The 22,025-nt window shown below is 62.9% G+C and carries 21 protein-coding genes; 10 read left to right on the forward strand and 11 right to left on the reverse strand.

From position 1 onward, the window contains the following. Positions 1-22: 22 nt before the first annotated feature. The 3 genes from LD110_RS20895 to LD110_RS20905 form a co-directional block, all read right to left on the reverse strand. A complete protein-coding gene (locus LD110_RS20895; protein ID WP_225501842.1) occupies positions 23-1,393 on the reverse strand; it encodes an MFS transporter in 1,371 nt (456 codons plus the stop codon). A 180-nt stretch (positions 1,394-1,573) separates the two neighbouring features. Further along, a complete protein-coding gene (locus LD110_RS20900; RefSeq protein WP_308012470.1) occupies positions 1,574-3,547 on the reverse strand; it encodes an ABC transporter ATP-binding protein in 1,974 nt (657 codons plus the stop codon). Further along, positions 3,544-5,289 (reverse strand): ABC transporter ATP-binding protein, encoded by a 1,746-nt coding sequence (locus LD110_RS20905; RefSeq protein ID WP_225501876.1) that lies wholly within the window; start codon positions 5,287-5,289, stop codon positions 3,544-3,546. Before LD110_RS20905 ends, LD110_RS20900 begins: the two co-directional genes overlap by 4 nt. A 169-nt stretch (positions 5,290-5,458) precedes the next feature. On the opposite strand from LD110_RS20905, the gene LD110_RS20910 reads away from it, so the two are divergent. The 8 genes from LD110_RS20910 to LD110_RS20945 all read left to right on the forward strand — a co-directional run bounded on the left by LD110_RS20910 (position 5,459) and on the right by LD110_RS20945 (position 13,637). Beyond that, positions 5,459-6,295, forward strand: coding sequence for an alpha/beta fold hydrolase (locus LD110_RS20910; protein ID WP_225501844.1), 837 nt, complete (start codon positions 5,459-5,461; stop codon positions 6,293-6,295). 86 nt (positions 6,296-6,381) lie between these two features. Next, positions 6,382-7,284 (forward strand): MurR/RpiR family transcriptional regulator, encoded by a 903-nt coding sequence (locus LD110_RS20915; RefSeq protein ID WP_225501845.1) that lies wholly within the window; start codon positions 6,382-6,384, stop codon positions 7,282-7,284. A 150-nt stretch (positions 7,285-7,434) separates the two neighbouring features. After that, complete coding sequence (locus LD110_RS20920; RefSeq protein ID WP_225501848.1) at positions 7,435-8,559, forward strand: ABC transporter ATP-binding protein; 1,125 nt, start codon at positions 7,435-7,437, stop codon at positions 8,557-8,559. Positions 8,560-8,599: 40 nt separating this feature from the next. Beyond that, positions 8,600-9,958, forward strand: coding sequence for an ABC transporter substrate-binding protein (locus tag LD110_RS20925; protein ID WP_225501849.1), 1,359 nt, complete (start codon positions 8,600-8,602; stop codon positions 9,956-9,958). Positions 9,959-9,979: 21 nt separating this feature from the next. Further along, positions 9,980-10,765, forward strand: coding sequence for a tyrosine-protein phosphatase (locus LD110_RS20930; RefSeq protein ID WP_225501851.1), 786 nt, complete (start codon positions 9,980-9,982; stop codon positions 10,763-10,765). A 12-nt stretch (positions 10,766-10,777) separates the two neighbouring features. Further along, the gene (locus LD110_RS20935) at positions 10,778-11,701 is read left to right on the forward strand and encodes a phosphodiesterase (RefSeq protein WP_225501853.1); all 924 of its coding nucleotides are present in this window, start codon (positions 10,778-10,780) and stop codon (positions 11,699-11,701) included. 28 nt (positions 11,702-11,729) lie between these two features. Beyond that, positions 11,730-12,686 carry a carbohydrate ABC transporter permease gene (locus LD110_RS20940; protein WP_225501855.1) on the forward strand — a complete coding sequence of 319 codons (957 nt, stop codon included), beginning with the start codon at positions 11,730-11,732 and terminating at the stop codon, positions 12,684-12,686. A 9-nt stretch (positions 12,687-12,695) separates the two neighbouring features. Continuing rightward, entirely contained in the window at positions 12,696-13,637 is a 942-nt protein-coding gene (locus tag LD110_RS20945) for a carbohydrate ABC transporter permease (RefSeq protein ID WP_225501857.1), read from the forward strand. Here the strand turns inward: LD110_RS20945 and LD110_RS20950 are convergent. Both LD110_RS20950 and LD110_RS20955 read right to left on the reverse strand, forming a co-directional pair. Further along, positions 13,598-14,104: a hypothetical protein gene (locus tag LD110_RS20950; RefSeq protein ID WP_225501859.1), complete on the reverse strand. Its 507-nt coding sequence runs from the start codon at positions 14,102-14,104 to the stop codon at positions 13,598-13,600. The genes LD110_RS20945 and LD110_RS20950 overlap by 40 nt on opposite strands. Beyond that, the gene (locus tag LD110_RS20955) at positions 14,085-16,136 is read right to left on the reverse strand and encodes a primary-amine oxidase (RefSeq protein ID WP_225501861.1); all 2,052 of its coding nucleotides are present in this window, start codon (positions 16,134-16,136) and stop codon (positions 14,085-14,087) included. The genes LD110_RS20950 and LD110_RS20955 overlap by 20 nt, the downstream gene beginning before the upstream one ends. Before the next feature lie 122 nt (positions 16,137-16,258). On the opposite strand from LD110_RS20955, the gene LD110_RS20960 reads away from it, so the two are divergent. Together LD110_RS20960 and LD110_RS20965 are read left to right on the forward strand one after the other, a co-directional pair. After that, entirely contained in the window at positions 16,259-16,843 is a 585-nt protein-coding gene (locus tag LD110_RS20960; RefSeq protein WP_225501862.1) for a TetR/AcrR family transcriptional regulator, read from the forward strand. Positions 16,844-16,953: 110 nt separating this feature from the next. Further along, the gene (locus tag LD110_RS20965) at positions 16,954-17,913 is read left to right on the forward strand and encodes a helix-turn-helix domain-containing protein (RefSeq protein WP_225501864.1); all 960 of its coding nucleotides are present in this window, start codon (positions 16,954-16,956) and stop codon (positions 17,911-17,913) included. A 95-nt stretch (positions 17,914-18,008) separates the two neighbouring features. Here LD110_RS20965 and LD110_RS20970 read toward each other — a convergent pair whose 3' ends face one another. From LD110_RS20970 to LD110_RS20995, 6 genes are read right to left on the reverse strand one after another with little or no spacing between them, the layout of a single operon-like run. After that, positions 18,009-19,469: an APC family permease gene (locus LD110_RS20970; RefSeq protein WP_225501866.1), complete on the reverse strand. Its 1,461-nt coding sequence runs from the start codon at positions 19,467-19,469 to the stop codon at positions 18,009-18,011. Between the two features lie 17 nt (positions 19,470-19,486). Beyond that, positions 19,487-19,975, reverse strand: a complete 489-nt coding sequence (locus LD110_RS20975) for an FAD-dependent oxidoreductase (RefSeq protein WP_225501868.1) — start codon at positions 19,973-19,975, stop codon at positions 19,487-19,489. Next, entirely contained in the window at positions 19,956-20,195 is a 240-nt protein-coding gene (locus LD110_RS20980) for an FAD-dependent oxidoreductase (protein WP_225501878.1), read from the reverse strand. Before LD110_RS20980 ends, LD110_RS20975 begins: the two co-directional genes overlap by 20 nt. A 29-nt stretch (positions 20,196-20,224) precedes the next feature. Further along, the gene (locus tag LD110_RS20985) at positions 20,225-20,635 is read right to left on the reverse strand and encodes an arsenate reductase ArsC (RefSeq protein WP_225501870.1); all 411 of its coding nucleotides are present in this window, start codon (positions 20,633-20,635) and stop codon (positions 20,225-20,227) included. Beyond that, positions 20,632-21,330 (reverse strand): aquaporin, encoded by a 699-nt coding sequence (locus LD110_RS20990; protein WP_225501872.1) that lies wholly within the window; start codon positions 21,328-21,330, stop codon positions 20,632-20,634. Before LD110_RS20990 ends, LD110_RS20985 begins: the two co-directional genes overlap by 4 nt. After that, positions 21,327-21,677 carry a metalloregulator ArsR/SmtB family transcription factor gene (locus LD110_RS20995; RefSeq protein ID WP_225501880.1) on the reverse strand — a complete coding sequence of 117 codons (351 nt, stop codon included), beginning with the start codon at positions 21,675-21,677 and terminating at the stop codon, positions 21,327-21,329. The genes LD110_RS20990 and LD110_RS20995 overlap by 4 nt, the downstream gene beginning before the upstream one ends. Between the last annotated feature and the right edge of the window lie 348 nt (positions 21,678-22,025).

Consider the following 22,025-nt stretch of genomic DNA (forward strand, 5'->3'; position numbering starts at 1 on the left):
CCTAGTCGTTCGCTGCTTGCCATCACTTGACCGCCTCGCGGCTTTCCGTAACCGTGCGAACGACGTCCAGGTCGCTGAGGCGGATGTCGCGGGTCTCCTTGGCACAGGCCACGGAAATGATCGAAATGACGCCCATGGCTACCAGGTAGATCGCGATGGCTTGGCCTGTTCCGAATGCCTGGTAGAGGGCCAGGGCGATGATCGGCGAGAGCGATCCGGCAATGAGCGAGGCAGCGTTGTAGGCCACGGACGTGCCGCTGTAGCGGACGTCGGTGGGGAATAGTTCAGAGAAGAAGGCACCAATAACGGAGCTGTAAGCGGCGAAGATCAGCAAGCCACCAACCGCGGCCAGGACGATCATCACGGGCTGCCTCGTATCCAGCAGAGCAAAGAACGCGAAGCCCCACACCACCGTGGCAACGGAGGCACCGATCATCATCGGCTTGCGGCCAATCCGGTCCGCGAAGATGGCCATTAGCGGAATGGCGACTACGGCCACGCCTTGGCCGATCATCACGGCGTTGAGGCCGGTCTGGCGATCAAGCTTAAGGATCTCCGTGACGTACGTGATGATGAACAGCGAGTAAATGTAGAAGCCAGCATTTTCGCCCATTCGGCTGCCTGCCGCGATGAGGATTTCGCGCCAATTCCGGCGGAACAACAGCGCCAGGGGAAGTTTGGCACTCTTCGCATGGTCGGCGTCTGCCTTTGCCTGGGCGGCCTGGAACAACGGGGTCTCCTGGACGTAAAGCCGCAGGACCAGTCCAATGATCACCAAGAGCGCGGACAGTCCGAAGGCGATCCGCCAACCCCAGGCAAGGAACTCCGACTGGGGCATGACGGCGGACATCACTGCCAGCACTCCAGCAGCCATAAGGTTCCCGAGGGGCGGGCCCACGTTTGGCCAGGACGCCCAGAAGGCTCGTTTGCTGCTGTTGTCGCTGTATTCGGATACAAGCAGGACGGCGCCGCCCCATTCGCCGCCCAAGGCGAAACCCTGGATGAGGCGCAGGAGCAGCAGGATAAGTGGCGCGGCCATCCCGATGACGGCGTACGGCGGGATGAAGGCGATCAAAGCCGTGGCAACGCCCATAAGCAGCAAGCTCGCAACCAGCGTGCTCTTCCTGCCGTGGCGGTCGCCGAGGTGTCCGAGGACCAGGGCACCGAGCGGACGCGCAACGAAGCCGGCTGCGAAGGTGCCCAGCGCCAGCATGGTGCTGACGAAGGGATCGGCGGTGGGAAAGTACAGCTTGTTGAAAACAAGGGCGGCGGCTGTTCCGTAGAGGAAGAAGTCGTACCACTCCACTGTGGTACCGGCAAGGCTGGAAGCGGCGACGGCGGGAAGGCTGGTGTGCTTCCGCAGTCCGGCCTCCTGCCGGGTCAGGTTGCTCATTGGGGGTCCTCACGTTGGACGAATTTCGCTGGACTGATGGCTGCCCGCGCCAATGCGGGAAGCTCTCCGGAGGTCTGTACTCAAACTGTACGCGAACTGTATACAACATGTCCACAGCAAATTTAGGCGTGAGAGGATAAAGCAGGCATTAACTAGGGTTCAGCCCTCAGCAGCTAGGGTTCAGCCCTCAGCAACCGGGGCCGCGAACTGGGCTTCATACAGCCGGGCATAAGCTCCGCCGGCGGCCAGCAGTTCGCTATGGTTCCCCTGCTCCACGATTTGCCCGGACTCCATCACAAGAATGAGATCAGCATCCCGAATGGTGGACAAGCGGTGGGCGATGACAAAGCTGGTCCGGTCCGAACGGAGGGCGCGCATAGCCTGCTGGACCAGCAGCTCGGTACGGGTGTCCACTGAGCTGGTTGCCTCGTCCAGGATCAACACCGATGGCCGGGACAGGAAAGCCCGGGCGATGGTCAGAAGCTGCTTCTCCCCCGCGCTCACGTTGCCGCCCTCGTCGTCGAGCACGGTGTCATAGCCCTCGGGCAAGGAGTGGACAAAACGGTCAACGTACGTTGCCTGGGCCGAGTCCAGGATCTCGAGCTCGGAAGCTTCCGGCCGGCCGTACGCGATGTTGTCCCGGATGGTCCCGCCGAACAGCCACGTATCCTGCAGCACCATGCCCATCCGCGAGCGGAGCTCCTGGCGCGACATCGTGGCGATGTCCACGCCGTCCAAGGTGATGCGACCGGCGTCGAGCTCGTAGAAGCGCATCATGAGGTTCACCAATGTGGTCTTGCCCGCGCCTGTCGGTCCCACGATGGCGATGCTCTGCCCCGGCTCGGCCACCAGGCTTAGGTCCGTGATGAGCGGCTTGTCCGGCAAGTATCGGAAGGACACGTTTTCGAACACCAGCCGGCCCCGCTTTGCCGTAGGGGCCGCGCCCGGAGTGGGTTCCGCACTTTCCTCTTCCGTGTCCAGCAGCTCAAAGACGCGCTCCGCGGAGGCAACACCGGACTGAAGCAGGTTCGCCATGGATCCGAGCTGCGCCAGCGGCATGGTGAACTGCCGGGAGTATTGGATGAACGCCTGCACGTCTCCCAGCTGCATGGCTCCGGAGGCAACCTGCAGGCCGCCCACCACGGCGATGCCCACGTACACCAGGTTTCCAATGAAGTTCATCGCCGGCATGATGAGGCCGCTGACGAACTGTGCCCCGAAGCTGGCATTGAACAGTTCGGCGTTCTTGGCACGGAACCGCTCCTGCACCTCGCGCTGGCGGCCGAAGACCTTCACCAGGGCATGCCCCGTGAAGGTTTCTTCAATTTGTCCGTTCAGTTCGCCGGTGTTCCGCCACTGCGCCACAAAAAGTTTCTGCGAGCGCTTGGCGATCAGCATGGTAGTCGCGAGGGTCAACGGCACCGTGACGATGGCGATCAGGGCCAGTAGCGGCGACAGCAGCACCATCATGACCAGCACACCCACCACGGTGAGCAGGGAAGACACCGCCTGGCTGATGGACTGCTGGAGGCTTTGGGAGATGTTGTCGACGTCGTTGGTCACCCGGCTGAGCAGTTCGCCGCGCTGGATGGAGTCGAAATACCGCAGCGGCAGCCGGTGGATTTTCGCCTCGATGCGCTCCCGAAGCCCATACACTGTCCGCTGCACAATGCCATTGAGCACATACGCCTGCATCCATCCGAACGCCGCGGCCAGGACGTAAATGACCAACGTCCACAGCAGGATCGAAGACAACGCCGCGAAGTCGATGCCGTGGCCGGGCGTGAGGGTCATGGCTCCGAGCATGTCGGCTTGGGCGTCCTGGCCGGAGGCGCGCAAGCGTGCGATTACGTCGGCTTTGCTGACGCCTTCCGGCAGTTGTTTGGAGACGACGCCGGAGAAGATGATGTTGGTTCCCTCGCCCAGTAGCCGCGGGCCGATGACGGAGAGCGTGACGCTTGCCACCGCCAGGATCAGGACAAGCAGAAGCGCCAGCCGCTCAGGCCGGAGGGTGCCCAGCAAGCGTCGCGCCGACACCGAGAAGTTCAGTGCTTTTTCCGCTGGAACGTTCATGCCCGCGAAGGGTCCGCCCCTGCCAGGTCCCATCGGCGGCCGCTGCATCCTGCCCGGAGAGGTGCTGGTCGGGGTGCTCATGCTGCCTCCTCCGCCGTGAGCTGCGAGGTCACAATCTCGCGGTACGTCTCCGAAGTCTCCATAAGCTCACGGTGAGTTCCGCGCCCAACAATCCTGCCGTCGTCGAGCACCACGATCTGGTCCGCGTCCATGATGCTGGAGACGCGCTGGGCGATGACCACCATCGTGGCGCCGTTGGTGTGCTGTTTGAGCGCTTGCCGGAGCCGGGCGTCGGTGGCGGTGTCCAGTGAGGAGAAAGAGTCGTCGAAGATGTAGAGTTCGGGGCGTTTTACCAGCGCCCGGGCGATGGCGAGCCGTTGCCGCTGCCCTCCGGAAACGTTGGTGCCGCCCTGTGAAATGGGGGCTTCCAGGCCGCCGTCCATTTGCTCAACGAAGTCCTGCGCCTGCGCCACGGCGAGCGCCTGCCACAGTTCCTCTTCAGTGGCGTCGGGCTTTCCGTAAAGCAGGTTGCTGCGCACCGTCCCGGAAAACAGGTATGGCTTCTGCGGTACCAGCCCGATGTGCCCCCAGAGCCGGTCCGGATGCAGTTCCCGGATATCGACGCCGTCCATCCGCACCGAGCCGCTGGTGGTGTCGAATAGCCGCGGCATGAGGTTGACGAGTGTCGTCTTTCCGGCGCCAGTACTGCCGATGATCGCCGTCGTCTGCCCCGCCCGGGCGGTGAAAGTGACGTCGTTGAGGACGGGCTGCTGCGCGCCCGGGTAGGCGAAGCCCACCCCGCTCAGTTCCAGTTCGCCGCGCAGCTGCCGCCCGGCTGCGGCTTCCGTGACAGGGTTCGACGGCGGCCGGACGCTGGATTCGGTCTCCAGCACCTCGCCGATACGGTCGGCAGAGACGGAGGCCCGCGGAATCATCACAGCCATGAACGTTGCCATCATGACCGACATCAGGATCTGCATGAGGTAGCTGAGGAAGGCGATGAGGGTGCCTACCTGCATGGAGCCGTCGTCGATCCGGAAAGAACCGAACCAGATCACCGCCACACTGGATATGTTCAGCACCAGCATCACCACGGGGAACATCAGCGCCATAAGCCGGCCGGCCCGCAGCGCAACGTCCGTGACGTCGTCGTTCGCCAGCCGGAAACGGTCTGTTTCCAGCCCTTCCCGGACGAACGCCCGAACCACCCGGATGCCGGTGAGCTGCTCCCGGAGGACGCGGTTCACGGTGTCGATCCGGACCTGCATCTTCCGGAACAGCGGGACCATCCGGGTGACGATCAACCCCACCGCCGCCAGCAGCACGGGAACGCAGACCGCGATGAGCCAAGACAGTTGCGCGTCCTGGCGGATGGCCATGATGACGCCTCCGATGCTGAGCATTGGAGCCGCCACCATCATGGTGCAGGACATCAGGACCAGCTGCTGCACCTGCTGGACGTCATTGGTGGTGCGGGTAATGAGCGAGGGCGCACCAAACTTGGACACTTCCTGCTCGGAAAACTCGCCCACCCGCATGAAGATGGCATCCCGGAGGTCACGGCCCAGGCTCATTGCCGCCTTGGCGCCGAAATACACGGCTATAACCGAACAGGCGATTTGCAAGAGGGTGATGAACAGCATGATGCTGCCCATACCCAGAATGTAGGCGGTGTCGCCTTTGGCGACACCTTGGTCGATGATGTCAGCGTTGATCGTGGGCAGGTACAGCGAGGCGATTGACTGCGCCAATTGGAAGACGACGACGGCGATCAGCAGCCGCTGATGCGGCCGCAGGAATCGCAGCAATAGTTGCCACAGCATCCCGACCTCCAACCCGCACGCGTGACGTGTCCCGCGTTGCTCGAAGGCCAGTTTACGACCAGTTGCTGTGGGCAACTAGGGAGTATTCTGAGGGCGGAATCGGGCATGTTCCCCGTGTTTGGCTAGGCTAAAGAACGTTCGGCACATTCGCTTGGAAGGGACCGCATTCATGGCATTCGTTAGCGTCGGAAACGAGAACAGCATTGAAATCGAGCTCTACTACGAAGATCACGGGACCGGACAGCCCGTGGTCCTTATCCATGGATACCCCCTTGACGGATCCTCCTGGGAGAAGCAGACCGCTGCCCTCCTGAACGCGGGTTACCGCGTCATCACCTACGACCGCAGGGGCTTTGGCAAGTCGAGCAAGCCAACCACCGGTTATGACTACGACACGTTCGCTGCCGACTTGAACGCCCTGCTCACCACTCTTGACCTGAACGATGTTGTACTGGTCGGCTTCTCGATGGGAACCGGCGAAGTGGCCCGCTACATCAGCACCTACGGCTCGGCGCGGGTGGCCAAGGCAGCATTCCTTGGATCGCTGGAACCGTTCATGCTGCAGACCGAGGACAATCCGGAAGGCGTTCCGCAGACTGTTTTCGACGAACTGTTGGAAGCCGCCAAGGCGGACCGCTATGCCTTCTTTACGGATTTCTTCGCGAACTTCTACAACTCGGACACGTTCCTGGGCACCCCGCGCCTGAGTGAAGAATCCGTGCGCGCCAGCTGGGCCCTCGCTGCACAGTCCGGAGCCTTCGCCTCGGTGGCCGCGCAGCCAACCTGGCTCACGGATTTCCGTGCGGACATCCCGGAGATCGACGTGCCCGCGCTGATCGTTCATGGCACGGCAGACAACATCCTCCCCATCGACGTCACAGGCCGCCGCTTCGCAGAGGCCTTGCCGTCCGCGGAGTACGTTGAGATCGAGGGCGCCCCGCACGGCATGCTGTGGACCCACGGTGCCGAGGTCAACGACGCACTCCTGCCGTTCCTGGCGAAGTAGCCTAAGAAACCGCACTAGGGCGGGTCCCGGCACCGGACCTCCGGAACTGAGACCCGCCCGTTAGTTTCATCTGATATGAAAGCCGAATGAACCCGTACAAGGCTGAGCCGCCCATTGGTGGCTCCCGAGCCCACATCAAGTCCATCCTTCCTTCGCTGGTCCCCAGCGAACAGCGTGTGGCGCAGCTTTGCCTGGACTCACCGGAAACCGTGGCTCGGATGTCGGTGGCGGACATGGCAGCGCAAACAGCAACCTCTCCGGCAACCATTGTCCGGGCGTGCAAGCGGATGGGCTTTGACGGGTTCCAGCACCTGCGCCAGGTTCTCCTGCGCGATTTGGGCGCGGCCGCGCGGGACCAGGCCGAGCAGGAGGGCAACGCTGCCACGGGGACCCCCGGCTCCTCTGAGCACCTGGTCACGGGCATCTTTGCCAGGGCAGCAAACGACATCCGCGGTGCCTTGGGCTCCCTTGACTTTGAATCGTTCGACGCCGCCGTCCAGGCAATTCGCAACGCCAACAGGTTGCTTGTGCTGGCCAATGGCGCCTCACTCGCTGCTGCTAAAAGCCTGGCCTTGCGTCTTTTGAGTACGGGCGTGGATTGCGAGGCCCCTGGTGACATCGTTTCGCAGCACATCATGGCCAAGCTGCTGGCGCCGGGCGATGTCTGCATCGCCGTAAGCGACAGCGGACTTAACAGTTTCACGCTGGGCGGTGCCCGGATCGCCCTCGAGCAAGGCGCCACGGTGGTTGGCGTAACGAGCTACGCCAAATCGACCCTCGCTGAACTTTCCACGCACACCTTGGTGGCGGGTGCGGAATTCCATTCCTGGAACGATCAGCTTCCCATTGGGAATATCGTCCAGATGCTGGTGCTGTCGGCGCTTCACGCCGCCGTGACCGGAGACTCGCCTGAGGTGGAGCACGCCCGGTCCGCGGTCTCCGAAGAAGTCCTGCACATCGTCGGTGAGGACACGGAAGACAAAGCGTAAGTTGCCCACCCGCCGCAGAATGTTTCTTGTTGTCGCCCATGGAGTTTCCGTGGAAAGCACCGTCCGTTAATCTCCGACGCCCAGCCTCAGAGGGTAAGACGTTTCCTGTAGAAGTTGAAACAGGAAACATCGTTTCCCCCGGAGGTGCTCGTGGGCCGATTAGTGCTCAAGCAGCTGTCCCGCTCTTTCAAGAACGTGACTGCTGTCAACAACATTTCGCTCACCGTCGACGACGGTGACTTCCTGGTCCTGCTCGGTCCCAGCGGCTGCGGCAAGACCACCCTTCTCCGCATGATCGCGGGCCTGCTGGAACCAACGTCCGGTTCGCTGGAATTGGATGGCCTGGACATCACCAACGCCCCGTCCAAGAAGCGTGACCTCGCGATGGTCTTCCAGAGCTACGCGCTTTACCCGCACTTGAGCGTCGCCAAAAACCTGGCTTTCCCGCTCAGTGTCCGTAAAACAGACAAGCAACTCGTGAAGGAACGAGTCCAGCAGGTTGCCGAGATGGTGGAAATTGGCCATCTGCTGGACCGTAAGCCCAAGGAGCTTTCCGGCGGCCAGCGCCAGCGCGTCGCCGTCGCCCGCGCACTGGTCCGCGAACCCAAGGCGTTCCTCATGGACGAGCCGTTGTCCAACCTGGACGCGAAGTTGCGGACTGCCACGCGGCAAGAGCTCGCAGGCCTCCACCGCCGCCTTGGCGCGACGTTCATCTACGTCACACACGACCAAGTGGAAGCCATGACCATGGCTACCAAGATCGCATTGCTCAACGGTGGCCAACTCGAACAGCTCGGTACGCCGGAGGAACTGTACGACAAGCCAGCCTCCGTATTCGCAGCAGGCTTCCTTGGTTCCCCTGCAACCAACCTCATCGATGCTGAACTCTCCACTAGCAACGGCATGGTCACCGTAATGGCGCCCTCGGTTGAAGCCGTACTGTGGCCCGGCGAAACACCGCGTCGCGACGCCGTTTTGGGCATTCGTCCCGAACATTTGAGCATCCATGCGCCTTCTTCCGCCGCGGCCGCCCCGAACTCAGGCGCCGCCCTCCGTGGCGTCGTCGAACTTTCCGAAAACCTCGGCAGCGAGCAGATCATCTACTGCCGCGTAGGCGAGAACCGCGTTGCCGTCCGCGCCTCGCGGAGCGAGCGCTGGATTGACGGCAGCGCCGTGGTGCTCAGCGCCGACGCCGGCTGCCTCCACCTCTTCGACAAGGCCAGTGGCCGCCGCCTGGAGTGGCAGCCCGCGTCAGTGCCCGCGCCAGTGGCCTGAAAATCTCCAATCACCTTCCCCCAACACCGAAGGAAAAACCGTGCGAACTCTCCGTTCCCTTGCACTGTCCATCGTGGCCGGTACGGCCGCCCTTACCCTCGCTGCCTGCTCCGGCGCCACGCAGGCGAGCACTGTCTCCGCGCAGATCCCGGAGCTGAAGGCCGACCAGCAGGTCGACATCACCTTTGAGAGCTACAACCTTGCCCAGGCCGGCGTCTGGACTGACACCATCAAGGGCCTGATCGCAGACTTCGAAAAGGCGCACCCCAACATCCACGTCACGGCGCAGGCCCCGCAGGGCGGCGGCGCAGCCGGTTCCAACACCGTCAGCAGCGTCCAGACGCAGCTCCTGGCCGGCAAAGCCCCGGACGTCGCCCAGCTCACGTTCGACTCCCTCGACTTCGCCGCCACGCAACTCGGCGCCAACCCGATCAGCGACCTGGTGGGCAAGGACGCCGTCGACCAGCACCTCGCCGGCGACCACCCGTTCCACAACCGGGCCAAGACCCTGGCCGACTGGAACGGCAAAACGTATGGCATCCCGTACGTGTTCTCCACGCCCGTCCTCTTCTACAACGCCACCCAGCTGCAGGCAGCCGGGGTGCCTGCCGACGTCGACCTTTCCACGTGGGACAAGGTGCTGACGGTCGCCAAGGCAGTTACCGCGAAGACGGGTAAGCCGTCCCTCGATGTCTCCTGCTCCGTCAAGGGCGGCAACTGGTGCATGCAGGGTGTCTTCAAGTCCAACGGTGCCGAGGTCCTGTCGGACGACCGCAAGACGATCGGCTTCGGTTCCGACGCCGCGGCGGACACCGTGGCCAAGTTGGCGGACATGTACAAGGCCGGCGTGCTCCGCAACAGCGACTCCACCAGCATGTATGAGGGCTTCGCCAAGGGCGAGACGGCCATGCAGCTGACCACTTCCGCGCTGCAGGGCATGTTTATGTCCAGCTCCGCAAAGGCCGGCTGGACCCTGAAGGCGGCAGGTATGCCCGGCTTCGGCGACAAGCCGTCCGTGCCCACCAACTCCGGCTCAGCACTCTTCATCCTCGGCCAGGACCCCGCCAAGCAGCGTGCATCCTGGGAACTCATCAAGTTCATGACCAGCGACCACGCCTACGAGCAGATCTCCAGCAAGATCGGCTACCTCCCGCTGCGCACCTCGCTCACGGAGAAGGGCGGCGCGCTCTACGACTGGGCCCAGAAGAACCCGCTCCTTGCCCCGAACCTCGCCCAGCTGGACCGGCTGCAGCCGTGGGTGTCCTATCCCGGAAACAGCTACGTGCAGGTGGACGACATCCTGGCCACCGCAATCGAAGATGTCGTCTACTACGGCAAGGACGCCAAGGCCACCATGTCCGAGGCACAGCGCAGGGCCCAGGACCTGCTCCCCCGCTAACCCACCACTAAGGAACTTTCCGTGACTACCCTTACCGAGGATTCGCTCCTCGGCGACGCCAATCGCCCCCTTGCCGTGGGCGGAACCTACAACTTCCGCAGCACTGGTGGCTACACCGCAGCGGGGCGCGTTATCCGCGAGGGCAAGCTCTTCCGCTCCGACGGATTGCACCGCCTGACCGACGACGGTCGCGCACAGATTGCCGCGCTAGGCATTCGCCTGGTCATCGATCTGCGTGACAGTTCCGAGATCGATCGATCGCCTAGCCAACTGGATGGCCTGGCGCTGGAGTCCAGGCATAACCCCATCTTCCAGGCGGGCAGCGTGCCGGGCCTCGACGCGACAACCACGCTCATGGACATCTACCGGCTGATGATCGCACGCCACGCCGACCGCCTGGCAGGAGCAGTCCGGCTGATCGCCGACTCCGGCACTGACCCTGTGCTGGTCCACTGCACCGCGGGAAAGGACCGGACCGGCGTCGTGATCGCCCTTGCCCTGATCGCCGCGGGTGTTGACCGCGGGCAGGTCCTCCGCGACTACGCCGCCACGGAGCAGAACCTGGCCGGCGAGTGGGTGGACGCCATGCTGGCCGCGGTGGCCCAACACCCCGGCGTCGAGAATGTGGGCCCGGACCTCCGCGACATCATTGCGGCCAGCCCAGCAGCTGTGCTGGCCGCAACCTTGGAATTCATTGATCGAAGCTACGGAAGCGTCCGTGGGCTCCTGCAGACCCACGGCTTCAACGACGACGACCTGGACCGCCTCACAGCGGTCCTCACCACACCTTCACCCACCACTGCATAAGGAGTACGCACAATGACGATCGAACCCCAGCACACAGCACCCCAGCACCCTACCCCTGAGCACTTCATCCTCCACATCAGCGACACACACTTTGTTGCCGACAACGACCTCCTGCACGGCAGTGTGGACAGCGACGAGAACCTCCGCCAGCTGTTCCGCGACTTCGTGAAAGCCCAGGTCCGTCCCGAGGCCATGGTGTTCACCGGCGACCTCGCCGACACCGGCCGCCCCGACGCCTACGTCCGCCTTCGCAACATCGTGGAACCCGTGGCCGAGGAACTCGGATCCAAGGTCATTTGGGTCATGGGCAACCACGACGAACGCAGCGCCTTCCGCGCCGGGCTGCTGGACTCCGACGCCGGACAGGAATCCGTTGACATGGTCCACGACATCAACGGCCTGCGCATCATCGCCTTGGACTCCACAGTCCCGGGCCTGCACCACGGCGAGATCACGGACGAGCAGCTCGCGTGGCTGGAAGATGTCCTGGCCACCCCCGCCCCGCACGGCACCCTGATCGCGCTGCACCACCCGCCGGTTCCCAGCCCGCTGAAGATCATGGCGATGGTGGAGCTTCGTGAGCAGAACCGCCTGGCCAAGGTCATCGAAGGCACCGATGTGCGCGGCATCCTGGCCGGCCACCTGCACTACTCCACGTTCTCGACCTTTGCGGGCGTCCCGGTGACAGTTGCCTCAGCCACGTGCTACACCCAGGACCTCAACGTTCCCCGGAACACGATGCGCGGCCAGGACGGCGCCCAGGCGTTCAACCTGATCCACGTCTACCAGGACCGGCTGCTCAGCTCCGTCGTCCCGATCGGCGAGTTCTCCACGGTGTACAGCGTCACGGCCGAACAGATGGAGGCCTTCCAGAAGATGACGCTGGAAGAGGTCACCGAGGCTATGCGCGGAGACTACGCCGGAACCGCCCGGTAGCCAAAGGCGGAAAAGGAAACCTCTCCCAATGTTTATCGAAACCCCGGGGCCGGCGGCCGCAACAGCCGCCGGCCCCGCCGGGCGCCAAGCCAGGCGAGCCGGCTCAACCCGCCCCAGCTGGAAGCCCTACCTTTACATCGCACCGGCCGTGATCCTGCTGCTCGTATGGACCTACTGGCCACTGGGCCAGACGGTCAACCTATCCTTCTACGACTGGAACCTGATCCCCACCAAACCCAAGCAGTTCGTGGATGTGCAGAAGTACGCCAAGGTGCTGAACCTACCGGAACTGCACCAGGCCCTGCTCAACACGGCCCTGTACATCCTGGCGTTCCTGGCCATTTCCGCGGCGCTCCCCCTGGTCTTCGCACTGCTCTCCCGCAAGGTCCAGGGCAAGGCGCGCACGGTGTACCAGGCCCTGATCTTTGTGCCGTTCCTCATCACGCCGGTTGCCACAAGCGCCATCTGGCGGTGGCTGTTTGCCCCCGAAGGCGGAACCATCCCGGCCATAGCAGCGACCCTCGGCTCACCAATGGGCAACGTGTTCCGCGACCCGAACGGCTCCATGCTGGCCGTTATTGTGATCGTCGGCTGGCAGATGCTGGGCTTCGGTGTGCTGGTGGTGTCGGCGGGCCTGGCAGGTATCAGCCCGGACTACGCAGCAGCGGCATCCATCGACGGCGCCAGCGGCTCTCAGATCACGCGCCGGATCATCATCCCGTTGCTCTCTCCGAGCCTCGTGTTCCTGTGCCTCATGACCATCCTGCTGTCGGCCCAGTGGACCTACCCCATCATCGATTTGGTCACCCAAGGCGGGCCGGGGAACTCCTCCACCAACATCTATTACCTGCTGTACCAGTTCGGCTTCCGGAATTTCGACGCCGGCCTGTCGTCCGCCGCGGGCACGCTCTTCTTCCTTGGATTTGGGCTGGTGGCCCTGGTCTTTGTGGAACTCTCCGAGCGCCTCAGCTTTTACGACAACTAGGAACTCCCAATGGCATTCATCACCATCGCATCGCCCACCCATTCGGGCGCAGTCCAACCGGGCGCCGTCCAACCGGGCGCCGTCCAACCGGGCGCAGTCCAACCGGGCGCCGTCCAACCGAGTGCGGCACGCCGCTTCCCGCGTTGGGTCGCCTGGTCACTGGTTCCCAGCCATGCCCTGCTGATCCTCCTCGCAGTGGCGTCCATCTTCCCGGTCTACTGGATGTTCGTCACTGCATTCCGGCCGGCGTCGGAGGCGTTATCCAATAATCCACTGCCCGGGCCGCTGAGCCTGGAGAACTTCCAGTACGTCCTGCGCACCATTCCCATCGCGGGCATGCTGGCCAACACCTTTGGCATGTCCCTGCTGCTGGCGCTTGCCCAGTTACTCGTCGCGATCCTGGCATCCTATGGTTTCGCCCGCTGGGACTTCCCCGGCAAGAAGGCCCTGTACCTGCTGTTCGTGGGTTCGTGGCTGGTGCCGTTCCAGGTGACAATGATTCCCAACTACCTCCTGGTTTCGCAGTTGGGAATGCTCAACACCATCGCGGGCGTAGTCCTGCCGCAGCTATGTTCGGCGTTCGCGGTCATGATGCTCCGGCAGCACTTGGAGGCCTTCCCCAAGGACCTGCTGGATGCCAGCCAAATGGACGGCCGATCCTCTTGGCGGACCCTGTGGGAGGTAGTGGTCCCCAACCTCCGGCCCGCGCTTGCCGCGCTGGGAATCATGCTGTTCATCAGCGCTTGGAACGAGTACCTCTGGCCCTCCCTGATCATGCAGAAGTCCGACGCGCTCATCCAGGTTGGCATCCGGGGCTTCCTCGGCGCCGAGGGCAACAACTGGGGTGCCATCATGGCCGCTTCCGCGCTGGCCTGCCTGCCGATCTTCCTGATCTACATCTTCCTGCAGCGCTACGTTGTGGATGCCTTCGTGAGGTCTGGACTTAAATAGTTCAGTCGCCTGAGCCGCGCAGTCAGCGTTGCGGCGACCATCGCCGTCGTGATTTCCAGGGCGATAATCCCCAAAAGTACGACGGCGGCACCCGGCTCGATTGCCGCCGTCGGGTCCGTGATGGAGCCCGACGGCGGTCCGGATGCGTGGGCGGGTCCCCCACTTCCGTGTCCCCCACCTCCATGTCCGCCTCTGAGCAGCAGCGCCGCGTGGACCGCGGCCATGGCGACGGCGCACGCCGTGACCCTGCTCGCGGAAGCGAGGTGGCGCCGTCGCCAGAGGTGTATTGCACATGGGAGGCAGACTCCGGCGAGGGCCACCATTAGGAGTCCCATCCACAAGCCGTGCTGGCCGGTGGTGGCGAACCACAGATGAACCAGGGCAGAGGCCAACGTCACGGTGGCGCAGAGCCGCCCATGTACCACTGGCCAGGTCGGAAGTAGCCGCTCACATGTGGCAGTGGCCACTGCCGTGCCCTTCACCGTGACCAGACGACTGCTTTGGGTTGGCGGGGACATCCAGCACCGGACTCCGGTCGAAGAAACCCTCGGGCCGCAGCTTGAAGCCCACGGTGTCCACGGGCATGATCGGCCAGTCTTCGACGCGCGGGAAGTGCGTCAGGCCGAAGGTGTGCCACACCACGATGTCGTGGCCGTCGATGTCGCGGTCCTGCGCCACATAGGCCGGCAGGCCCGCGCCCCCGGCGTGCTGGTTGACGAAGTCGCCGGTGGGGTAGCGCTCGTCCTCTGCGTAGCGGGTCACCCACAGGTCCTTGGTGGCGAAGGCAGCGCGGTGGGCAATCGACGACTCCGGATCGGCGAGCAGTGTGGGCTGGTTGTGGGAGTGGAGCTTGTAGCCCACCGGCTCGCCGAGGCGGTTGCGCGACTCGGGGTTGGAAATAATCCACGTCCGGCCGCTGGCGGCGTCGGCCGTCCGCGCAGCTTCCGATTCCCGGGTCAGCACGGTCCGCTTCCGGGAGAAGGCGTTGCCCCTTTCATTGCCGGGGCCCATGGGCTGCCGGATCACGTCCTCTTCCTCAACCCGGTTGGTGAACCCGTCAATAGCCATGTCCAAGCGCGCACTGAACAGATGCTGGTGGAACGGTGCGCCAAGCCCCGGCGCCAGTTGGGAGATGTTGTCTGAACCGCCCTCGGGGAAGGCGCTGGTGAAGACGATGCCCGTGGCCTTGGCTTCGAACTCGATGGTGCCGTCCAGATAGAGGTACCAGTAGAAGCCGTAGTCGTAGTTGCCGATGGTGGTGAAGAACGAGATCACCAGGCGGCGATTCCGGCGCGTGTAGTTAATGCCGGTCCAGAGGTCGCTGTGCTTGGAAAGGATGCTCCAGTCTTCCTCGTGCATGCAGATGCCATTGCGGATTTCGCGCGGGTTGCCGAAAGCGTCGGAGATGACCGGGCTGAGGTAAGTGATCTCGCCCAGGCAGTCGCAGCCAAGTTCAAGGGAGTTGGCGTACTGGCCAACGAGATATTCCCCTGTATCGAAGTAGTTCTGCCAGGACCGGATAGGGGAAGGATCACCGTAGGGCACCACCATCTCGGCGATCGACGCGCGGTTGATGATGGGTCTGCGGCGATCTCCGTCTTGGAAGCCGATGTTGTGCAGGACCACGCCCTCGCGGACATCGAAGCCGACGTCCAGGCTCCACTTTTCCCACTCGACGTGGTTGCCACCGGTGACCGTGAAGCTGGGTCCCTCTGGCTGGGTGATGTTGATGGGTTTCTGGGTGCTGCGCAGCGGACCGGTCAGTTCTGGATCGGTGTAGTTGCCGTGCTCTGTTGGGACGGGGATAACGCCGGTGTCGATCACCTGCATGACTATTTTGTTGACAACGTCCACGTACGCCACGAGGCCATCCACGGGATGGGCCCAGGCGCTGTCTTCGGGGAAGTCCTGCACAAAAGCCAAACCCCGCAGCACGCGAAGTCCCCTTTCCTCCGGGTACTCGAACACACCGGCGGACAGCGGAGCCACGCGGACTTTGCTGACGTCCAGGTTTCTCGAAGCGAGGGCCTCGAGCCAACGCTGGTCCGTGGCCAGCAGTGCCTCGACCACCTCAAACTCCTCCTCGAGGACCGGCAGCTCACCGGTGGCCACCGTGTCCAGTTCGACGGCGGAAATCACCTCGCCGCGCGTGACGGAGACCGTGACGTCGTGGGGCCGCGCGCCGGAAACATCGTGGATGAACACGCGGAAGCGGCGGTCTTCTGACTTGGTGTCTGCGTCGCGAATGTCTGCGCGGCGAATGTCTGCGTCGGGAATGTCTGCGCGGCGAATCTCGGCTCCGCGGGCGGGATCTGCATTCCGGGCAGGATCTGTGTTCCGGGCAGGATCCAGAAGGCCGAGGTAGGCGATCCGCTTCTCCGGGCCGAGGAAGCCGTTGGAACGGAGGATGCTCTGAACTTCGGTGATTTCGGCAGCCGACGCCAGGCGGTAGGGGTTGGCCACTTCCGTGATGGCAGTTTGCGTGGTGGAGGGCGTCATCGCGACCTTCTCTCGAGGACCCGTGAGGGTCGAAATCTTTTTTTCTATGACTGTAGAGAATAACGATATGTAAGCTGGGCCACAAGGGTTCCGTGCCGATATTTCTGGGGAGTGCCGCCGACGTGCCGAAGATTGTTGATCACGATGAGCGGCGCCTGGAACTCGTGGACGCGACGTGGCGAATCATCGCCCGCCTGGGCATCGAGGGCGCCACCATGCGGGAGATTGCCACCGAAGCCGGCTTTGCAAACGGAGCCTTGAAGCCCTACTTCCCCACCAAAGACACCCTGCTGACTTTTGCGTTCCAGCATGTGTTCAACCGGACCAACCAGCGGATTGCTGAGGTCACAGCGGGCAAAAAGGGCATCCCTGCACTGCGAGCCTTCAGCCTCGAGGTGCTCCCCCTGGACGAGGAGCGCGTCAACGAGGCCCGGATTGTCATCCCCTTTTGGCAGAAGGCCGTCAACGATGCTGAAAAGGCCGAGATCCATCGCAAATCCATGGCACTCTGGACGGCCGCAATCGTGGCGCACCTCGCAGAGGCAAGGGCCGACGGCGAGGTGACTGCCGCCGTCGACGATGCCACGCTGGGCGGGCACTTGCTGAACATGCTGCTGGGAGCCCAAATAACGGCGGCGCTGGCCCCGGCAGCCCAGGCATCATTCGGACTCGAGGAGCAACTGGAAGCCTTCCTTTCGCTCCTGTGAGTCTTTTTTCACCGATCGTCGAAAAAAGATCGACACAAGTCTTCGCTGGCCGCTACCCTGAATGAACTGTGTCCCAGGACACAGTTCATTTCATGAGCGTCAGGAAACCCATGTCAGCAGCACCTATCCTCCCCGGTCGACAGGATCTCCGAACCAGCGTTGCGACTACATTCGATCATTGGCGGCAGATCGCCTCCGAATCCTTTGTGCCGCTCACCGCCGAGACCAGCCATCCGGATTTGTTTCGCGGCACAATGCGGTCCAGGGTGCTGGACCGGATGTGCATCGTAGAGGTTTGCGCGACCGGCCACCAGGTCCACCGCACGCCGGCCCTGATCGCACAATCCAACCAACGCTACTTCAAGCTCAACCTGCAGTTGGAGGGCACTGGACTGCTCATCCAGGACAATCGCGAGGCGCTGCTGCAGCCCGGCGACCTGGCCATCTACGACACGAACAGGCCCTATTCGCTGGCCTTCGAGGACCGTGCGCGCATGATGGTGGTCATGTTCCCGCACGACGCACTCTCCTTGCCGCCGGACTACGTGGGGCAACTCTCGGCCGTACGGCTGGCTGCGGGCTCGGGGCTGACCAACCTGGTGGGTCCGTTCATCACCCAACTGGCCGACAACCTCGGCCAGTTGAGCGGACCCAGCGGCTCCCGGCTAGCCACAAACGCCCTGGATCTTGTGTCTACGATGCTGCATTCCGAGCTGGATGTGGCCACGGACCGGATGAAGCCCCAAGCCGTTCTGGCGACGTCGATCCGGGAATACATCGAGGAGCACCTTGCCGATCCTCAGCTTTCGCCCGCGACTATCGCTTCGGCGCATTTCATTTCCACCAGGCATTTGCACAATGTCTTCCACGAATCCGGATCCACCGTGTCAAGCTGGATCCGGAGCCGCCGACTGGAGCACATCCGCCGCGAATTGCGGGATCCGGTTCATGCCGGGGCTTCGGTGAGCGCCATCGCAGCACGCTGGGGATTCTTGGACGCGGCACACTTTAGCCGAACCTTCCGTGAAGCTTTCGGCGAATCGCCCACGGACTGGCGGCGCGGGAGTTAACTGACCATGCACTCATGACAGGCCACATTAATGGAGCAGATAATGCGGGCGCCGGAGTCCGGAGCCCGCATGATCTGCTGGACCATTTTGGCCTGTTATCGGCTGGCCAGCTGCGTTTTCCGCACCCGTAGCTCTGACAGAACACCGACGACGAACACCACCGGCACCGCGGCGAGTAGCGCCGTCGCAGTTTCACTGCTGCCGCCGATTAGCGAGGTGAAGTTCCCAACCACGGTGGCGAGGATGCCCAGCAGGAGCAGGAACGCCAGCACGGGCGCAATGGCCGTCTGCCAAAGCTGGCCGGCGGTCCGCTCACGGCGGAAAAACACGACGACGGCGGAGGAGCACAACGCGTACAGCACCAGCAGCGCGGCTACAGCGAGTCCACTGAACCAGGAGAACAGAGTCAGCACAGGATCCATGTTCAATGCTGCGAATGGGAGCACGAGCAAAACCGCTATGGCCGTCTGGATGCGGGCCGCGAAGGCCGGGGCCCGGTGACGGTTGGTCCTGGCAACAACCGCGGGAAGTGATCCACGCAGGGCCAGGGAGTGCAGGTAGCGATTAATGCCGTTGTGGAAGGCAATAATTCCGGCCAACAACGAAGTAACAAGGAGCCCGCTCGCGAGGATTCCTGCCCACGGACCGAACAATTCCACCAGCGGCCCGATCACAAAGGACGTTGCGTCCCCTGAATCCAGTGCGGCAACCGCTGCATCAACCACGTGCGACGGGCCATAAAAGCTGACCAACATCCAGGTAATAAAGGCGAAAAAGACGGCGATAATTCCCACCGACAAATACGTTGCACGGGCAACAGTTCTGTGTGGGTCCTTGGCTTCGGCTGAATAGATGGCCGTAGATTCGAAACCGAACATGGACGCCACAGCGAACATGATGGCAACACCCGGTGCGCCGCTCGCAATTGCCGCGGGCGAGAATGAAGCCGCGATATCCAGGCCTTCCGGACCACCGCCTCTGAACAGGACGGTAAAGCCGAACATCACCAGGATGGCCACTTCCAGGCCCACCAGTACCGCCAGGACCTTCGCACCAAGTTCAATGTTCAGGGACCCCAAAACCTGGACACCGATCATCGTAAGCAAGGACAACATCCACCAAGGAATGCTGACCCCGATCGACCCCAACAGTCCGGAGAATGCGGCGCCGTAGAGGCCGTACATCGCAGCTTGCACGGTGCTGTAGGCCATCAGCGCGAGCCATGCGGCCCCTGCGCCGATTTTCCTGCCGAAAGCCGCCGTCACGTAGGCATAAAACGCGCCGTTGGCTTCAACCTTCCTGCTCATGGCAACGAATCCAACGGCAAAAATAATGATGACTATGCCGACTACAAGATAGGCCCCCGGGGCGCCGGCGCCATTGCCGAGCGCAGCCGCCAGGGGCGCGGCGCCAACGATGCCCGTCAGTGGCGCCTGGGCGGAGAGAACAAAGAATAGAATGCCTAACACCCCGATGCTGCCGGCCCGCAGGGCCGTCGAGTGCTCAGTCCGCGGGGCCGTTTCCGCGGTTTTAGGTTCGGAATTGGAAATACTCATTGGATCCTTCTTGGCGGTCATGAGTTTTGGGGGATAGACGCCTGGCGTTGGAGGCCGGGCATCGTGCTTTCCAGCATGGCAGTGGCAGGTCCTCGGTGACTTGTCGGGGAGCGACCGCTTCTTGTCGTTGAGTGCAATGCTTCAAAAGCCGCATTCGCGGCTTCCATTCCGCCTTCTTCCGCTTTCGATCGCACAGTCGACAAAACCGCCCCTAGGCCGCTGGCGATGTCCGATCCGGCAAAGATCACCCGTGCGCGGGCTGCCTGCATCGCCGACAGTGATCGGGAAAGGAAACCGGTGGCGTGCATGGGCCATGTCTCGCCGGAGTATGGGTCACCGGCCCAGTCATGGGAAGCGACATCCTCGACGTCGAGCTCCGGAACCAGTCTGCGCAACTGTTCCTCCACAGCGTCAGCGCCCCCGATATCGATCTTGGCAGCGTCCGGACCGAACCCAACCACACTCGTGTCGCCGTCGAGCTCATATTCAGACTGGAAGAAATTCAACGGCCTTCTGCCCGCCGAGCGCCGCGAACGGCGAACTCTTGCCGCGGAGGCGGATCCGCACTTTGACGCCACGCGAAGCCTGGCCGCGAGTGATCCCGTCGTGCTTGGCGGGCGGCGGCGGCTCGAGCGTCACCCTGTTGAGCGCATGGAGCGGAACGCAAACGACGACGGCGGACCCTCTGATTGCGCGGCCATCGGCACTGTGGACGGTCCCCCTCAGCCGGCCTCAGGGTTTAGGTGCGGAACTCTTCAGGCACTGGCAGGCAGAAGCTCCGCGATAAGCTCCCGCACACGGCGCTTGATCTCATCGCGGATGGGCCTGACGGCGTCGACACCTTTGCCCGCGGGATCTTCCAGGACCCAGTCCTCATAACGTTTACCGGGGAAGAACGGGCAGGTGTCGCCGCAACCCATGGTGATGACGACGTCGGAATCTTTCACCGCCTCGGTGGTGAGGATCTTGGGGGTCTCGGAATGGATATCGATGCCCTCCTCGAGCATGGCTTCCACAGCGGAGGGGTTGACCCTTTCCGCCGGTTCGGAGCCCGCGGAGCGGACTTCAATCCGGCCTTCTGAAAGGTGATTCAGGTAGGCGGCGGCCATCTGGGAGCGGCCAGCATTGTGGACACAAACGAACAGAACTGAGGGCTTCTGGCTCATGTAATGACCTTTCGATCGGCTGCTTGTTCAGCGGCGGTGAGGGCTGGGTAGAGGAAACGGATCAGTAGGAAGCCCGACACACCGCCGAGCAACTGCGCGGCGATGAATCCTGGCGCAGAGGCTGGGGCGATACCGGAAAAGGTGTCGCTTATAGTGCGGGCAATGGTCACTGCGGGGTTGGCGAAACTGGTGGAGCTCGTGAACCAATACGCGGCCGCAATGTAACCGCCGACGGCGAAGGCCACACGGTCGGCCCGGCCGGATCGGACAGTTCCGAAAACGATTAGCAATAGCCCCACGGTGGCGACAATTTCGCCAAGCCACAAGCCTGGACCTGTGCGTTCATGGCTTGAGAAACTCACGGCATCGAGGCCGAACATCAGATTCGCCACCACGGTTCCGGCGAGTCCCCCGGCGAACTGAGCCACGATCAGCGCAGTAGCTGTAGGCCCGTCGATCATCCCGAGAACCCGTTCGACCAGCGTGACCACGGGATTGAAAGAAGCGGAAACCGGCTGCAAGGCAACGATCAGGGCGATCAGCGCCGCCCCGGTGGCGACGCTGTTCTCCAGGAGCGCCAGGCCGGCGTCGTTCGGGGATAGCCGGGAGGCTGCGATGCCGGAGCCCACCACGGCCATCACCAGGAACGCAGTCCCCACGAACTCCGCGGTGGCGCGTCTCAGTATTAAGCTCACTGCTCCTTACCGCCAATGAGAGTTGCCAGGTTTTCCAGTGCCTCGGTACGGGCGCGGTAATACACCCAAACTCCACGCTTCTCCCGGTCCAGAAGGCCGGCCTCGTGCAGGACCTTAAGGTGATGGCTGATGGTTGGCTGCGACAGGTCAAATGCATCATTCAGGTCGCAAACACATGCTTCACCGCCTTCGTGAGAGGCAACCAGGGACATCAACCGGAGACGCACTGGGTCGGCCAACGCCTTCAAGAGAGGCACAATCCCCTCAGCCTCGGGTTCGGACAGTGGCTCGCGGGTGAGCGGTGAGCAGCAAGCAACCGTCTCTACTGCTGTGAGTTCCAAGTGCATAGACACACTTAAATATTTACAGTCATCTATGTCTTGGGCAAGCCCATTGAGATCGTGTGAGGAACCGCCACCGCGCCCTGCATGGAGGGCTAAGCATGTTGGTCTTTGGAACGACGCAATTCGGTACAACTGGCCTGTGCCGAATCTACCTGTCGAGCAGGCTCCCGCGCCGCGAGAGCGCCCACGCGTTTGTACAGCCGCCTTCCCCCATTCGACGCACGCGGGAGGCTACCGCGCGGGGAGCGCCTCCGGTGGGGGCTAAAAATGTCACACCCTCCTCGTAGGGTGAAGGTACTTCGGGAAGGGGGGTGGTTTGGATGGTTGTTGGGGCGTTCGTTGACGGCGATG

Origin of the sequence: Arthrobacter sp. M4 (genome assembly GCF_020251205.1) — a bacterium.
GTDB lineage: Bacteria > Actinomycetota > Actinomycetes > Actinomycetales > Micrococcaceae > Arthrobacter.

Excerpts from the sequence above, each read along its gene's own strand:
- LD110_RS20895 (WP_225501842.1), bottom strand. The coding sequence starts at position 1,393 with ATGAGCAACCTGACCCGGCAGGAGGCCGGACTGCGGAAGCACACCAGC.
- LD110_RS20900 (WP_308012470.1), bottom strand. The coding sequence starts at position 3,547 with ATGAGCACCCCGACCAGCACCTCTCCGGGCAGGATGCAGCGGCCGCCG.
- LD110_RS20905 (WP_225501876.1), bottom strand. The coding sequence starts at position 5,289 with ATGCTGTGGCAACTATTGCTGCGATTCCTGCGGCCGCATCAGCGGCTG.
- LD110_RS20910 (WP_225501844.1), top strand. The coding sequence starts at position 5,459 with ATGGCATTCGTTAGCGTCGGAAACGAGAACAGCATTGAAATCGAGCTC.
- LD110_RS20915 (WP_225501845.1), top strand. The coding sequence starts at position 6,382 with ATGAACCCGTACAAGGCTGAGCCGCCCATTGGTGGCTCCCGAGCCCAC.
- LD110_RS20935 (WP_225501853.1), top strand. The coding sequence starts at position 10,778 with ATGACGATCGAACCCCAGCACACAGCACCCCAGCACCCTACCCCTGAG.
- LD110_RS20940 (WP_225501855.1), top strand. The coding sequence starts at position 11,730 with ATGTTTATCGAAACCCCGGGGCCGGCGGCCGCAACAGCCGCCGGCCCC.
- LD110_RS20945 (WP_225501857.1), top strand. The coding sequence starts at position 12,696 with ATGGCATTCATCACCATCGCATCGCCCACCCATTCGGGCGCAGTCCAA.
- LD110_RS20955 (WP_225501861.1), bottom strand. The coding sequence starts at position 16,136 with ATGACGCCCTCCACCACGCAAACTGCCATCACGGAAGTGGCCAACCCC.
- LD110_RS20965 (WP_225501864.1), top strand. The coding sequence starts at position 16,954 with ATGTCAGCAGCACCTATCCTCCCCGGTCGACAGGATCTCCGAACCAGC.
- LD110_RS20970 (WP_225501866.1), bottom strand. The coding sequence starts at position 19,469 with ATGAGTATTTCCAATTCCGAACCTAAAACCGCGGAAACGGCCCCGCGG.
- LD110_RS20985 (WP_225501870.1), bottom strand. The coding sequence starts at position 20,635 with ATGAGCCAGAAGCCCTCAGTTCTGTTCGTTTGTGTCCACAATGCTGGC.
- LD110_RS20995 (WP_225501880.1), bottom strand. The coding sequence starts at position 21,677 with ATGCACTTGGAACTCACAGCAGTAGAGACGGTTGCTTGCTGCTCACCG.